This is a genomic window from Paraburkholderia sp. WC7.3g, from assembly GCF_050436345.1.
GTDB lineage: Bacteria > Pseudomonadota > Gammaproteobacteria > Burkholderiales > Burkholderiaceae > Paraburkholderia > Paraburkholderia podalyriae.
Map to the genome: position 1 here is coordinate 3098269 of NZ_JBNDMA010000002.1, position 13522 is coordinate 3111790.

The window sequence follows — 13522 nt, forward strand, 5'->3', positions numbered from 1 at the left end:
CCCAACCTCGATACCTGATATTTCTTTCGGACTGAACCTATCCGAATTTGAGACAGGAAGCCCTATCCTGTATTTGAATTTATACGGAGAAAGTCATGAGCCCCATTTCCCTGATTGAAGCGTCGCACCTCTACAGCCGCGCAGGCGTTGCACGCCATAGCCATTTCCGCCTGAATCCTTTGCGCCTGATCGCGCTCATGCGCAAGCTGTTCGCCGCGCGTCGCCAGTCCTGAACATGGCGCCCGGTTGACAAGGCAGCCGGATACTATTGCGGCAAAGGTGCTGCTTCGGGTTTCGCCGCTTCTGCGGCCGCCACGCTGCCGGCCCAGTCGGGCAGTTCAAGGCCCAGTTCCCTCATCAGCCGGATTTCGTTGGCGCGCTGGTGAAGTACTTCCTCGTAGTCGAGTCCCTGTTCTGCGCATTCGCGCTTGAGCGTCGAGAGCGCCGCGTCCATACCCATGACGGCACCGGCCTTTTCCTTCGTCGGATCGATCCAGCCGCGAGCCACGCCCATCCATGAACAGCGCGCGTAGGCTGCGCGTGCCTCGATGTATGGCGGTGCGCCTGCGGGTAACGGCAGTTCACCCCGGTCCATTGCTTCCCACAGCCAAGCGCCGTAGAACGGCGAGGCGAAGTTCAGGCAGAACTCGTCGCGCCGCCGCGTGAGGGTCTTCCACGCTTCGAGCAGTGCGGCTCGCGCGCTGCTGTAATTCGTCTTGCTCCAGTCCTGCGAAAGCTGCTCGGCACTCAGGCCCAGCACCGCCGCAATCACGCGCTGCATCTCGTGCGCGAAAGTCTCGAAGTTGCCATGCGGGTGGGCAGCCGACACGCTTTCGAGTGATTCGCCGGGCGCGAGCGTGGGAATACGCGCGCCGTTGAGCATCGCGGGACGCTCGTCAGCCCACCGCGCACGCAATGCCTGATACAGCGGCAGTTCCTCGCCTTCACCTGCGCCAAGCGCATCCTGTACCAGCGCCGGATCGTAGGGCGACGTGACGTAGGTGCCGAACGTCGCGGCAATCGTCGCCGCCTGTAGCTCGACGCCGTAATAGCGCGCGAGCATGCGCGCGTGCAGCAGGACCGGCGTGAATACGCCAAGCCCCCGATGCTGGCCGGCGCGGTCGCGGTCAAAGTCGTGTAGCACGCGCAGCCAGCCGTCCTCGTCGCAGCGCTCGATACGCTCCCAGGTGTTCGCCTCGACGGCGAGATACCAGTCGTTCTGGTGCGCCTCGCGGATGTGATACGCGAGCGGTACGCCGTAGTCGTCGATCTCGACGCCGCCGCGCAGGTAGCGCGAATCAATCGCCTGATACGGATTGCTCAGACGGTCAGGGTCCACCAGCAGCAGCGCGGTCGCGTAGTCCGCGCCGCCGTAGCCGACGCGCGCAGGCAACCAGTAGATGAGCCCGAGCCCTTCACCGTCGATCAGCTTGTGACGCATCGCAACCCGGAACTGCTGTCCGAGCGTAAGCTGTCGCGCCACGTCGTTGTAGTGCGCGGGGTTCTCCGCATAGCCGCGCCAGAGTGCTTCCGCCGTGCGCCGGTATTCATCGGCCCAGGTGGCGTCAAAGGCGTTGATGCCGGTACGCAGTGCCAGCGCCCGGTAATCGGGATTCGCTGACAGCAGCAGGTTGGTGCCGATCGTGTTATCGAGAATGCGGGTAACGCCGCCATTGATCCAGCCGTCATTGCGGAACAGGTCGCGCGAGCGCGCGACCATCCAGTCACGGAATAGGTTGATCTCCGAGTCGGGCGACCGTATCCACGGCAACCAGTTGCCCATCTCCTGGGCAAACCAGTCCGCGGCGTCATACGGAAACTGGTAGCCCGGCAACCCGAGGCCGCTGCCTGGCGAGGCCAGCACGCGTCCCGGTTCCGACACGTGCGCGCTGACCGTGCCGCCACGCCCCGCGACCGGTTCGGGGATCGGCTGGCCGCTTTCGTCAACGATGACGCCCATTGCTGGCTCAGAAGTACGGCGTGACCGGACGGCGGCGGTTGCGGCAGAGCCCGCGCAGCGCATCGATCTGTGTCTGCACGCCGATGATGGCCTGCACCAGATCGGCGATATTGGTCTGCGTGTACGCGATGGAGCGGCTACCGTCTGCCTGCGTGTACGACGCGGACTGCGCCCTGGTGCCCGACACCAGCGCGAGATACGCCTGCTGCATGCTCGCAAGCTGCCTTTCGAGCGCACCAAGCGTCATCCCGTCGAGGATGCTCAGACGGTTGCAGGGCATGGCAGCTTGGTTGTGCGATTCAGGCAAGACGCTGAACGAGCGAGGTCCGCATACGTGCGGTTGAGGGATAGGGCCGGTGCGGCGTCGGCGGCACGTCTGGCGGCGGCGTCCACGCCTTTACTGCGTCCGCGCGCCGGTTCAGTTGCAGACCGAAGAACAGCAGTCCGCAAAGCGCGCCATACGCATACACGCGACAGTCGAGCGCCTCATTGGCACGGCCCGGTGGCAGTTCCCACACGCGATAACGTCTGCCTCCCGATTCCCGGATCACGATACGCTCGGCGGTCAGTTGCGCGTAATAGCCAATGTCACGGTCTGCGGGGAAGTGCATGTAACCCGGTCCCGGCGTATCGAGCAGCAGCCGCTGACGGATCGTGTCTTTCGCCGCGTTCACGCCGAGAAGGATTGGGCGATAGGTTCTCTTCGTGCGCGACGTGGGCCGCTTCGACGGCCATACCGGATTGCGCTCGCCGCCGCGTGCCGATTCGCCCTTGACTGCCCAGATGCGACGCCCGATGCGCGCCGCGCAGAACTGGTACACCGCCTGCGTGTGATGCCCGCCCGAATCGATGCATGCGGCCATAATCTCGAAGGGGCGACCATCGGCGCGATGCCAGATGCGTTTCAGATACGTGTCGATGCGCGCCTGTGTGTGCGCGTCTGAAAACTCGCCCTCGATGATTTCGTAGTCGATTGACCAGCTTTCCTCGTTGCGGCCCCAGCCGACGACTTCGAGCTCAACGCGATAATCCTGCACGTCCGCGCCCACGACCAGCACGGCGACACCATCGGGCACTTCAGCCGCCCATATCTCACCGCGAGCGACGACCGCTTCAGCGGAGAGCGCGCGACCGGTACGCGGACGGTACGGGAGTCCCATCTGTGTATTCCACCAGGCCTGCAGCCTTTCCTCGTCGCCCTGCGCGTCGATCCAGCGCGCGGCGATATCGGCGGGCCGGTCGCGCGTCCACGGGCTCAGGAGTTTGGATGCCTGGAATCCGGCGTGCGCATTGTCGACGCTCCACGCGCCGCAGGTCGGACACTTCGCGCGGTAGACGGCATGACGTTCCGATTTCCACCAGTCCCACACCACACCTGCCGGGTCCGGGCGGTCGCGCGTTTCATCGCTGCTCCGCCAGGCGCGCTCGTATGCGTCGAGCGGCACATGCCGCGCGCCGCAGCACTCGAACACCCGCGTCTGATGCCACCGTACGGTCTGCAAGGCGGTAAGCCGTTCGGACTCCGACCAGCCCGCGCCGCACGACTCGCAGTACACGCGCGCGGTCTTCGTGCGATGCCCGGTCACATTGCCCTTGTCGTCCTTGCGCTTCTCCCACTCGACGTGGCGGAAAAATTCCAGGAACTGACGGTGCCCGCAATGCGGACAGGCCACGCTCGCGCGACGCTGGTCCGACTCGCCGTAACTGGCTTCGATGCGGCTTTCCTCGGTGACGGTTGGTGAACAGGTCCGCACTGACAGCCAGTTCGCGAACGTGGCGACGCGTTCCTCGGCGAGCGCGATAGGGTCGCCCTCGCGCGTGACCGGGTACTTGTCGATTTCGTCCGCGAGAACGAGCCGGATCGGGCGGCGCGCGAGGTTATCGGGACTGCCCGCGCCCGCGAGCGCGAGGAAGCCGCCCGGAAACGACTTGAACAGCAGCGTTTCCTCGGCGTTGCGGGTCTTCGTCGTGCCCACACGTTCACGCAGCACGGGCGTGACCCGGACCAGCGGTGTAATGCGTTCCTTGCTGAACTGTTCGGCCGCGGCTTCCTTCGGTTCGAGCAGCAGCATCGGGCACGGATCGAGATGCGCAAAGTAGCCGAAGACGTTTTCGATCAGCGATGTCTTGAACAACTGCGTGTTCACCATCGCGGTGATGACATGCACGCCCGGCTCGGTCACTGCGAGCATCGGCCCGCGTGCAGCTTCCACGGTCCCGGTCGTCCAGCGGCCCGACAGGCTGCCCGATTCCTTCGCGAGTCTCCTGTAGCGGTCAGCCCATGCCGGAACGCTCAGACGTGGCGGCGGGGTCCAACCGCTGCGGCCGACACGTCGAAGGTCATCGGCCTTGTTCTGCGTCGAAGCGCGGTTCAGGCTCCCCGAGGTCGGCAAGCTGCTGATGAACATGCGCCGCCAGTGTGTTCGTTAGCCGGTCAATGTCGTCCAGACCGAAAGCCATTGCGATGAACGGCGCGACCTTCGCGGGCCACGCAAGCCACGCGTCGCGCTGCTCCCGGCATAGCTCGAACACGACGCCCCTCGCGACGGCCAGCTCAACCAGCGCGCCGGATTTCTGTTCGTATTCGAGGCGGCGCAGCAGCGCCGTCCAGTTCTCTTTCAGGCGCAGCGCTTCGCCGTAGGCGAGCCCCTTTGCACTTCCGGCTGACTGCAAAGTGTCCTTTGCGTTTTCCTTTGCGCTTTCGTCAGGCCGCTCGCTCGCGCGCCAGCGGGTACCGACGAGCGCCGGGTCCATCAGGCCGTCTGCGCGCTTCGCGAGCCGTCCCTGTTTCAGCGCCTGATGAACAAGCGTGTCCGAAACGTGCTCGCGCCGCGAGAACTCGCGGATTGAAATGCCGACAGCCACGGTGCAAAGACTTTTTGAAACGTGTAGCTACAGAAAGAACGGGATCGCGCAATTTCCCCCAATTTTCGAGGGGGTAGGAAGGACCCGCCGCGCCTTGACGCGCAGCCGGTTACAATCGTCCGAATCGGCCAGTTTGCGGACATGACGCGTCTCTCGTCCAGCGTGATGCTCGGACGCTCTAACGGCTGGCCCGCGCTTGGCAGCAGTCGTAGACAAGGACGCCCGTCATGGACGAAAGAAAAGAAGATCCCCAGTTTTACCTGGAACACGCGCCTCAGGGGACCCCGCTTCACAACAAGAATCTTCGGTTCACAGCGATCATGTCGCAGATGGCTTACAGCCTCGAAGAACACAGCGGTAAGCGCTTCGCAGGCGGCGAACTATCGCATTTCAACTTCGGGATCGTACGCGGGTTAGCTTTGGATAGCCCGAGTGTCCTCGTCATCGCTTTTGCAGGTTCGCAGACATGGAAAGACTGGCTGTCGAATCTCGACATGCGGAAGGTGCGCACTCCTTTCGGGGGTGTCCATTCTGGTTTCAGTCGCTCGTTCCAAGATATCGAACGCGAGGTGCTTCCGTACATCGGAGCGCTATCGATGGTCAACAAGCCAATCGTGATCTGCGGTCACAGTCGTGGCGGCGCGCTGGCAACACTCCTTGCGGCGATCCTCCATCACCATGGGACGCCCGTGCATTCGGTGTATGCATTTGGCTCACCGAAAGTCGGGGGCCCAGACTTTGCAAAATATTGGCAGGAAACTGGCATTCCGCTCTCTCTGGTGGTCTACGGCAACGACCTGATACCCACCCTGCCGCCTTCGTCGTGGGGAGAATGGCTACGACTGGTTTTCTACGTAATTCCCGCCAACCTTATTTTCTGCGTCCCGCCAATGCTACTGAGCAGAGTCTTCAAAAAGAAGCGGCCCGGCACGTGAGTTCAAACTGAAGCTTAAGCGCTGCCCGAGCGACCTCGCAGTGCTACCATCGATCGGAATTCAACCGCTATCCGTACCGAGAAGGCCGATCAATGAAACTGAGGCATCGGGTCAAGCAGAAAGCGAAATCAGTTCCGCGCATCCACGCAAGAACGCGCACGCCGGAATACCTCTACAAGTACACGCCGCTTCGCGCGACAACCGACCAGCCGGAGAAGCAACGGCAACTCGATGCGCTCCTCACAACACCCGAACTCTGGCTCGCTGCGCCATCCACGTTTAATGACCCGATGGATTGCAAGCCCAAGTTCCGATTCTCCGGCGGAACTCCGCAGGCACGCGAGAGATTCCGTCAAGTGACAATCTTCCGCATGGTCAAACGCGATCATTCTCAGGCGGCAGGTGATGAACTTAGAAACCTCATGGAGGAATATTCACGAACGCGGCAAGACATCGATTCTCGCTTCGAAGCGGAAGCTGACCTCGCTATCACAGAGGCTATACAAAGCATTGGTGTCCTCTGTCTGTCAGAGCGTCCGAACGATCCTGTCATGTTCTATCACTATGGCGACAAGCACGTCGGCATGTGTCTGAAGTTCAGAACCGACGGGTTCCTCAGAGGTGTTGAGCCGGTGATGTACAGCGAAAACTATCCCGTAGTTGCATTTTTTGACGATTCGAACCATGAAGAACAGTTCGAGAGAATATTTCTGACCAAGTACAAGAGTTGGGAATACGAACACGAGTGGCGGTACGTCGAGGCAAACCTAGACCATGAAAACCCGCAGCGTCTGCGCAATTACCCGCCTGAACTGCTTAGCGGGGTAATCTTTGGCTACAAGATGCCGCAAGCTGATCGGGACTACGCCGCCGATCTTTTGAGAAATCGGGCTTCGAGGGTGGAACTGCTCGAAGCGCGGTTGGATCGCAACCACTATCTGTTGGACATCGTACCTTACACCCCCACCAATTAGCCGCGCCGTCCTACTTCTTCAGCGCGCGGACGCTATCTCGCGCCCGAGTTCCCTGCCGAGCACCCGGCCGATGCTTCCGAGCGCGACTGTATGCACGCGCTCGGCTATGAGCGGCGGGCAGGCCTCGGGCATTCCACGCGCTCCATGCGCGGTAAATTGTCCCCAACTCGGTGGCCCAGGTGTGTGATTCGACACCATCGCCTGATTCGTTGACAATTGCATGCAACGGCTTATTTAGTCCGAGACCATCAAGGCAATTCTTAATCAATCACAGCTTCCACACCATATTGTTGGAGACCGCATGCTCGATTCGATTGACGCACTAGCGTTTGAAATTCAAGCTGGCAAAGGCATGTTTGCGCTTCTGCTGGGTTCAGGTATATCGCGTACCGCAAAAATCCCTACCGGCTGGGATATCACACTAGACCTGATTCGCCAGGTTGCCGCCCTGAAAGGTGCCAATCCTGAACCTGATCCGGAAAAGTGGTATGGGGAGACCTTCGAGAAAGCGCCGGATTATTCGGATCTGCTGGACTTGCTTGCGACAACCCAAACTCTGCGGCAACAGGTGGTTCGGTCATACATAGAGCCAAGCGACGAAGAACGCTCACGCGGCGAGAAGCGCCCGACAGCCGCTCATCGCGCTATCGCTGATCTGATGGCGAAGGGGTACGTGCGGGTGGTCGTAACTACCAATTTTGACCAGCTACTGGAACAAGCCTTGAGCGAAGCGGGAGTAACACCAACTATCATCGCTTCCGCAGATCACGTGGCAGGAGCGCTACCGCTTGTACACGCCGGTCCGACAATCGTGAAGGTTCACGGCGATTATCTCGATACTCGCATCCGTAATACTGTCGCGGAATTGTCTAGCTACGACCCTGCTCTGGACAAACTTCTCGATCGAATCTTTGATGAGTTCGGCCTGATAGTTTGCGGATGGTCAGGCGAATGGGACATCGCGCTGAAGGCCGCAATCGACCGCGCACCTTCACGCCGCTTTCCGATGTACTGGGCGTCCCGAGGCGAGCCAGGCGCCAGCGCCAAACTTCTGCTTAGCAGACGCGCAGGTAGGCTTGTCCAGATTGATGGCGCCGATGAATTCTTCGAAGCACTAGAACATCGAGTCCTAGCGGTTGAAACTATCCGGCAGCCGCATCCGTTATCTGTTGATATCGCCGTAACGATGCTCAAGGAGTATCTACCTGAGGAGCGTCACCAGATCAGACTTTATGACCTGCTCACGGGCGAATTCAATCGCACGTTGGAACGGCTGAATAGCTTGCAATTTGACCTGTCGTCGGTGGATGCCAAGGAGGCCGCGAGACAAGCTTCTCAATACGCGTTGGCCACACAGCCTCTTGTGGCATTAGCGTTCACTGCAGGAATGTGGAGCAACGACCGGCAAGCAGAACAATGGCTGACCTTCATTGTCGAGTTAGCAAATCGAGGTAACCGTTTGAGCGGAACTCCAGCTTTGATTCGCTTGCGATTGCTCCCCGCATCGATAGTATTTTACGCTTTCTGCTTTGGCGCCATCGTCGGCCGAAGATTGCCCTTGGTTGGCAAATTAGCTGGAAAGATGGTCATTCTCAACTCAGAAAAAACCGTCTTGGGCGACGCTCTTAACGTTTATGCCGTAATTTCGGATGGAACCGACTTTTTGAAGCAGTTGCCCGAATATGCCAACAAGCGCCTGCCTGAATCTGATTTGATAGCCAAGAGTCTGCGTTTGGTGTCGGGGCAAGTGCTGCGCGAATCCGGCGAATTTGAACATGCTTTCGCGCGTTTGGAAATGGCATTGGCGTTTGGATACGCAGAACGTGCCATCGACCAGAATTTCTTCTGGGTCCCCCCGGGATTGTACTTGCTCAACCGTTCATTGCGCCTGTCCATCACGGATGCATGGCGCGAGGACTTCAACAGGTATGAGTTTCAGAGTGATCTGAGTGTAATGGGTGCGTTGACGCGTAAACCAGACTTCGATACCGTCTCGGCATTTATGAACAAAGTGCGATTGTAGGTACTGCACCACGGTCGCTCTGAGGCCACTCCCAGGCTAAAGTCTTACCGTTGCCAATGCGGTCATCGCGCGCTCGCGACAGCCCTCGCGAGTTCCTGACCGAAGACGCGGTCGAAGTTCGCCTGCACGACTGCTTCTGCGCGCTCGCCAAATTCGAGCCGCTTCTTCGTTTCGACCGGCGCACGGAACGCAACGAGCAGGCGAAGCCGGCCGGTCGTGTTCGCGTCTTTCGCCAGCCGCTTGTGTCTGCCCCTGAGCTTCGCGGGCTGCGCAACGTCCCCGGTTATGTCCGTAGCATGTTCGCGGAGAAATCGACGCTGCCATAAACCGTACACCGTGCCGCGCTTCGTTTTGACGCTTCCCATGAACACGTCAGGCCGCCCCATGTACTTGCGGATCGCGTTGCGCGGCAGGTTGCCGTACTGGTTCGCCGATGCGCCGGCCGGAACGAGATTCGCAGGCTTCTCGCCAAGATACTGCACGCCGCCGAATTCATAGGGTGCAAGGTATCGAGCGGCCTTGTCGCGGATATAGACGCGTGCAACGGGCGTTCCCTTGCGCGCGGGCTGCACGGCCACCGAGTTGACCGTAAAGGGCGTCGGGTTGTCAAATACCTGCGGTAGTGCGTTCTTTTCGGCGTCGGCGGCGAGCTTCGCCAGTTCGGTCACAGTGCGTGCTTCGGCAAAGGGCAATTGCCGATAAGCCAGCGCTGAGAGCTTGCGCGACACGGCCTCAATGTTCGAGCTGATCGACAGTTCAAGCATCGATACACGCAGCGTCAGGACGGAATCCACGCGCGGCCGAACTCCGCTTTTGCGAGGCGCTTGCCAACGCGTTCAGGCATGCCGGAACGGTCTGCAAGTCTGTCTACTTCCTCCGGTTCCATGCCAAGTCCACGCTCGATCTCCGGTACCGGTACACCTGCCTCGATGATCGTGCGGACAATCCCGGCCATCGGTAGAACAGCGTGCGTGCCACGGGCGCGGTTGTGCCGGATCGTGGACATCATGCGGTGCACCCGATCGGCTCCAATCTCCGCAGCCGGAACGTAGCCGCCATACCGTTCGCGGATTCGCGGATCACCAGAAACCAGCCAGCGATGATAGCCGTCGATCAGGACGTAACCGCTACTGTCTTTCAGCACGACAAGCGGCTGCGTGAAGCCATCCTCGAGGATCGAGAGAACCAGCAGTTCGAGTTCCAGCGGGGCAACGCGGTTGGGGTTGTAGTCGTTTGCGCGCACGCAATCGCGATGTACCCATTTCACGCGAGAGACGGCAGCGCGTTCGATAGCGCCGCGCACGTCATCCTGTAGCGGGGAAGCTGACTCAATAGCGGGTGCCATCGTTGTCGTTTTCCATTGCAAGCAGTTCTTCGAGCGTCACCCCCCGTCGCTTCTGCTCCGCTCCGGCAAGCGTGACCAGCCCACCAGCCTTGCGGTTTTTGAAATCGCCCTTGAGCGCGATCTGCGCGAGCGCGCGCCACGATACGCCGCTCATCGGATCGGCTCTTGTGTCGTCAATGGGCCGCTTCGTCTTGCGCTGGTGAACTTCTATCGCGCGCTTGAGGGACAGTGCCACGCGCGAGCGCCAGGGTTCATCGTACAGATTGATGATCCGCCATGTCCATTGCCGCCACGTCAGACCTTCTGGCGGCTCGCGCAGGTGCGTACCGTAAAGCTCGGTCAGCGCATAGCGTGCCGCTGTCGCGGCGCCTGGCACGCGAGCGGTCATGCGGTGCCACAGATCGGGGTAGCAGATCGCCCAGGTGTGCAGCAGGTTGAGCGGTTCTTCGCCAAACGGCGGGCAGACGCGCTGCTGGGCATGCGCCAGACCCATCGCTTCGAAGCGGTCATACGTGCGGTTGTAGTCCCAGCCGAAGCACGACGGCGCGACCCATACATCCTCGAACCGCCAGTCGTATATCGGATCGCACAACCAGACGTTACGCGCGTTGGGGCTCTGATGAATGTAGTTATCGACGCGCGTCCGCATTGTCATCCGTAACCGGCGCAACGATTCCTGGGTGCGGATGCCACGCAGCATCGCGACGGTCTGGGACTGGCCCGCGAATGGCAGGTGGCTACAATCGGGGATCATCATCCCCCGCGCGAAACCCGGCATCGTCGCCTCAGCGCACGCCGGCATCGGGCGTACCCATTTCTCCCGCTCGTCGGGATTCCAGCAGTACCAGTACGGCTGCTGCCGCGAACAGGCGTTTCGATGCTTGATTGGCACGCAATACCAGGTGAGCGCGATATTGGGCTGGGCGCGCACGCGCCCTACATAGTCCTCTGTGTCGGGCGAAATGCACTCCTCGTCATAGAAGTGAACCTCTAGCGGCAGGCGTCCGGTCTCGCGAGCGACCGAGAGCGCGAGATGCAACACGACGGTCGAATCCTTCCCGCCCGAGAACGAGACGACGATCCGGTCGAACCGGCTGTACAGATGCCGGATACGTTCCAGCGCCGCATCGTGAACAGTATCGTCCACGTAATGCCGGTCCAGCGTCACACGCGCCTTGCCGCTCATGAGCGTTCCAGTGTCGCGTCGCCGGTCGTGCGGATCGCGGCGAGATTGCGCGCTGATACGCCGTCCACGATGGTCCGGTTAATCATCGGGTGATCGTCGTCGGTAGGCCCGCAATCGGAATCCGGGTGATACGCGAGCACGCGCATTTCGTCGCCCCGGTCGGTGGCGAAGTGATGCAGGCCGTTCGCATGGATGCAGAAGATCATTCCCGCTTCGAGCGCGATGCGGGCATCAGCGCCCGCATTACGTGCGACGCACGTCCCGCGCCCTGAGAGAACGAGTCCAAGCCGGTCCGATGGATGCGTATGGGCGGTTTGGAAAACACCTGCGGGGAAGTACAGCAGGTTCAGACAGGGATCGCCGCAGCGAACCGGCTGGACCAGCGTGGTATCACTGCACTGGTCGATATAGCGCAGGCGGCCCCTGTGTTCGACGGGACCGCCGATCATGAACAGGCCGCGCCAGCCAGCGCGCCGCATGATGACTCCGCGGCTGCTCCGTGCAGACAGCGTGAACCGGCCCGGGACGCAGAAGTACTGGCCGGCGTGCAGCATCCACGCATGGCCGTTGTGCTGCAGGCGCGCTGCCCCCTCATGCACGTAGCCGAAGTGAGTCGCCAGCGGCTCAGTCATAGCGAGGTCCTCTGTCCACGCCTGCAATGCGTCAGCCAGATAGCCATGCTGCCAGCCGTAAGCCGTGAAGGCGTGAGTTGGCGCGTCTGCGGTCATGGGTTCAACCATTCGCGAGCGATCAGTACCAGCGCCGCACCGCTATCGGCTGCGCCGCGCGTCCTCGCGTGGGCAATGGCGTCAAACAGAATCTGACGGTCAGCGACCCGGACCATGCAGGAAAAGACGGCGAGCGAACCGGCTGCATCGCTCACGGCCGAAACACCCTCAGGGCTGACGGTAGCGTCAGCGGCTGTACTGACAGGAGTCCGTTCCCGCGTATCGGCGTTCGCGCCTGCGAAACCGAATTCCGTCAGGTCTGCGACTTGGCCAATCTGCGCGGCGTGATCGAGCCGGAGCCTGTCTGTATCGTCAGTCAGCCGCGCCAGATCAGCGTCAGAGAAACCGAGCAGATCGGGCTCGAAGCCCTCAGCGGTGAGTAATCTAAGCTCCTGCGCGAGCAGTTCCGTGTCCCATGATGCGTTAAGCGCGAGCTTGTTGTCCGCAATCCGGTAGGCGCGCTTCTGGGCCTCGCTCCATCCCCGCGCCACGATTACGGGCGCATCGTCCAGCCCGATCTGGCGCGCGGCCAGCAGACGCCCATGTCCGGCGATAATTTCGCCTAACTCGTCAACCAGTACGGGAATCGTCCAGCCAAATTCACGCAGCGACCCTGCAAGGCTCTCTACCTGCTCCGGTGGATGACTGCGCGCGTTGCGCGTCGCAAGCTGCAGCCGCGCAAGCGGCCATCGCTCCACGCTATCTGCAGGCCACGGCGGCTGCTTCTTCATTCGTGACGTCTGATGCGGATTCGTCGCGTACGATTCCCGCTTCACGCAGGAGCGCGTCAATGCGCCCGAACGCTGCGTCGAACTCACCACTGTTCTGCCGCGTGCCGCTCAGCGCAGCGCTGAGGATCGCAGTATGTTCGGCAACGGTCTGCCGGTGTACGCCGCAGCGCTGCGCGAGGCTTATCTGGGTCTCGGCGGTATGCGTGAGGATATTGGCGACGAGCGCGGAGCGCAAACGGATGTTCGGGACATGACCGGTAAAGAGCGGCGCAGTATGTGCGATGACCAGCGCGAGCGCGCCCGACCATTCGGGATTGGGGTAGTGCCCCGCGCAGCAGGGGCGATGACAGGCGCACGTCAGATTACGGGGTGCGTAGCTGACCACCAGCAGCGCGCGCTGCGGGACCGTCAAACGGTCCAGCCGATAGCGGATACGCGCGGCCTGCGCGGTGGCGTCGGTACCGGTCAGCACCGTGTCGCCCGATGGCGACTGATGCAGTACGGCGAGCGACGACGCGCCACCGCGCAAGACGGCGTGCGAGAGCGCATCACGCAGCGCCGCTGCGGTACCGATATAGGTGTCTTTCATGGGCAAGCCGTGTGGTGAAACCAGGCGCGTAAACGAAAAAACCCGCTCGAGGCGGGTTCCGGGTGCAGTTCGGCGACTACTAATCTTTGCATATATTCGACTGTTTTTGCCGGTTGTCAAGTAATTTCAATCCGGCCCACCAGCGCGCCTGGCGTCAGGAACGCTCAGGCTTGCGCTCGGCGGGCC

At 61.3% G+C, this 13522-nt stretch carries 14 protein-coding genes; 4 read left to right on the top strand and 10 right to left on the bottom strand.

Annotated features, from left to right (window positions below; genetic code table 11):
• Positions 1–95 precede the first annotated feature (95 nt).
• On the top strand, positions 96–233 hold the full coding sequence (locus OKW43_RS25600; protein WP_429450506.1) for a hypothetical protein: 138 nt from the start codon (positions 96–98) through the stop codon (positions 231–233).
• A 32-nt stretch (positions 234–265) separates the two neighbouring features.
• On the opposite strand, the gene OKW43_RS25605 is transcribed toward OKW43_RS25600, so the two are convergent.
• From OKW43_RS25605 to OKW43_RS25620, 4 genes are read right to left on the bottom strand one after another with little or no spacing between them, the layout of a single operon-like run.
• A complete protein-coding gene (locus OKW43_RS25605; protein WP_429450508.1) occupies positions 266–1960 on the bottom strand; it encodes a phage portal protein in 1695 nt (564 codons plus the stop codon).
• 7 nt (positions 1961–1967) lie between these two features.
• A complete protein-coding gene (gene gpW, locus OKW43_RS25610; RefSeq protein WP_429450510.1) occupies positions 1968–2240 on the bottom strand; it encodes a gpW family head-tail joining protein in 273 nt (90 codons plus the stop codon).
• A gap of 19 nt (positions 2241–2259) precedes the next feature.
• The gene (locus OKW43_RS25615; protein WP_429450512.1) at positions 2260–4368 is read right to left on the bottom strand and encodes a phage terminase large subunit family protein; all 2109 of its coding nucleotides are present in this window, start codon (positions 4366–4368) and stop codon (positions 2260–2262) included.
• Complete coding sequence (locus tag OKW43_RS25620) at positions 4301–4825, bottom strand: hypothetical protein (protein WP_429450514.1); 525 nt, start codon at positions 4823–4825, stop codon at positions 4301–4303. Before OKW43_RS25620 ends, OKW43_RS25615 begins: the two co-directional genes overlap by 68 nt.
• Before the next feature lie 227 nt (positions 4826–5052).
• Between OKW43_RS25620 and OKW43_RS25625 the strand changes: the two genes are divergently transcribed.
• From OKW43_RS25625 to OKW43_RS25635, 3 genes are all read left to right on the top strand, one after another.
• Positions 5053–5760, top strand: coding sequence for a lipase family protein (locus tag OKW43_RS25625; protein ID WP_429450516.1), 708 nt, complete (start codon positions 5053–5055; stop codon positions 5758–5760).
• A 92-nt stretch (positions 5761–5852) separates the two neighbouring features.
• On the top strand, positions 5853–6734 hold the full coding sequence (locus OKW43_RS25630) for a DUF2971 domain-containing protein (RefSeq protein WP_429450518.1): 882 nt from the start codon (positions 5853–5855) through the stop codon (positions 6732–6734).
• A gap of 301 nt (positions 6735–7035) precedes the next feature.
• Positions 7036–8757 carry an SIR2 family protein gene (locus tag OKW43_RS25635; RefSeq protein ID WP_429450520.1) on the top strand — a complete coding sequence of 574 codons (1722 nt, stop codon included), beginning with the start codon at positions 7036–7038 and terminating at the stop codon, positions 8755–8757.
• A gap of 62 nt (positions 8758–8819) precedes the next feature.
• Here OKW43_RS25635 and OKW43_RS25640 read toward each other — a convergent pair whose 3' ends face one another.
• From OKW43_RS25640 to OKW43_RS25665, 6 genes are read right to left on the bottom strand one after another with little or no spacing between them, the layout of a single operon-like run.
• Positions 8820–9551 carry a hypothetical protein gene (locus OKW43_RS25640; RefSeq protein ID WP_429450522.1) on the bottom strand — a complete coding sequence of 244 codons (732 nt, stop codon included), beginning with the start codon at positions 9549–9551 and terminating at the stop codon, positions 8820–8822.
• Positions 9536–10102 carry an IbrB-like domain-containing protein gene (locus OKW43_RS25645; protein ID WP_429450524.1) on the bottom strand — a complete coding sequence of 189 codons (567 nt, stop codon included), beginning with the start codon at positions 10100–10102 and terminating at the stop codon, positions 9536–9538. The genes OKW43_RS25640 and OKW43_RS25645 overlap by 16 nt, the downstream gene beginning before the upstream one ends.
• Positions 10086–11288 carry a phosphoadenosine phosphosulfate reductase family protein gene (locus OKW43_RS25650; protein ID WP_429450527.1) on the bottom strand — a complete coding sequence of 401 codons (1203 nt, stop codon included), beginning with the start codon at positions 11286–11288 and terminating at the stop codon, positions 10086–10088. Before OKW43_RS25650 ends, OKW43_RS25645 begins: the two co-directional genes overlap by 17 nt.
• Positions 11285–12016, bottom strand: a complete 732-nt coding sequence (locus OKW43_RS25655) for a cupin domain-containing protein (protein ID WP_429450529.1) — start codon at positions 12014–12016, stop codon at positions 11285–11287. Before OKW43_RS25655 ends, OKW43_RS25650 begins: the two co-directional genes overlap by 4 nt.
• A complete protein-coding gene (locus tag OKW43_RS25660; RefSeq protein WP_429450531.1) occupies positions 12013–12747 on the bottom strand; it encodes a ParB/Srx family N-terminal domain-containing protein in 735 nt (244 codons plus the stop codon). Before OKW43_RS25660 ends, OKW43_RS25655 begins: the two co-directional genes overlap by 4 nt.
• Complete coding sequence (locus OKW43_RS25665; protein WP_429450533.1) at positions 12716–13456, bottom strand: hypothetical protein; 741 nt, start codon at positions 13454–13456, stop codon at positions 12716–12718. The genes OKW43_RS25660 and OKW43_RS25665 overlap by 32 nt, the downstream gene beginning before the upstream one ends.
• Positions 13457–13522: the final 66 nt, after the last annotated feature.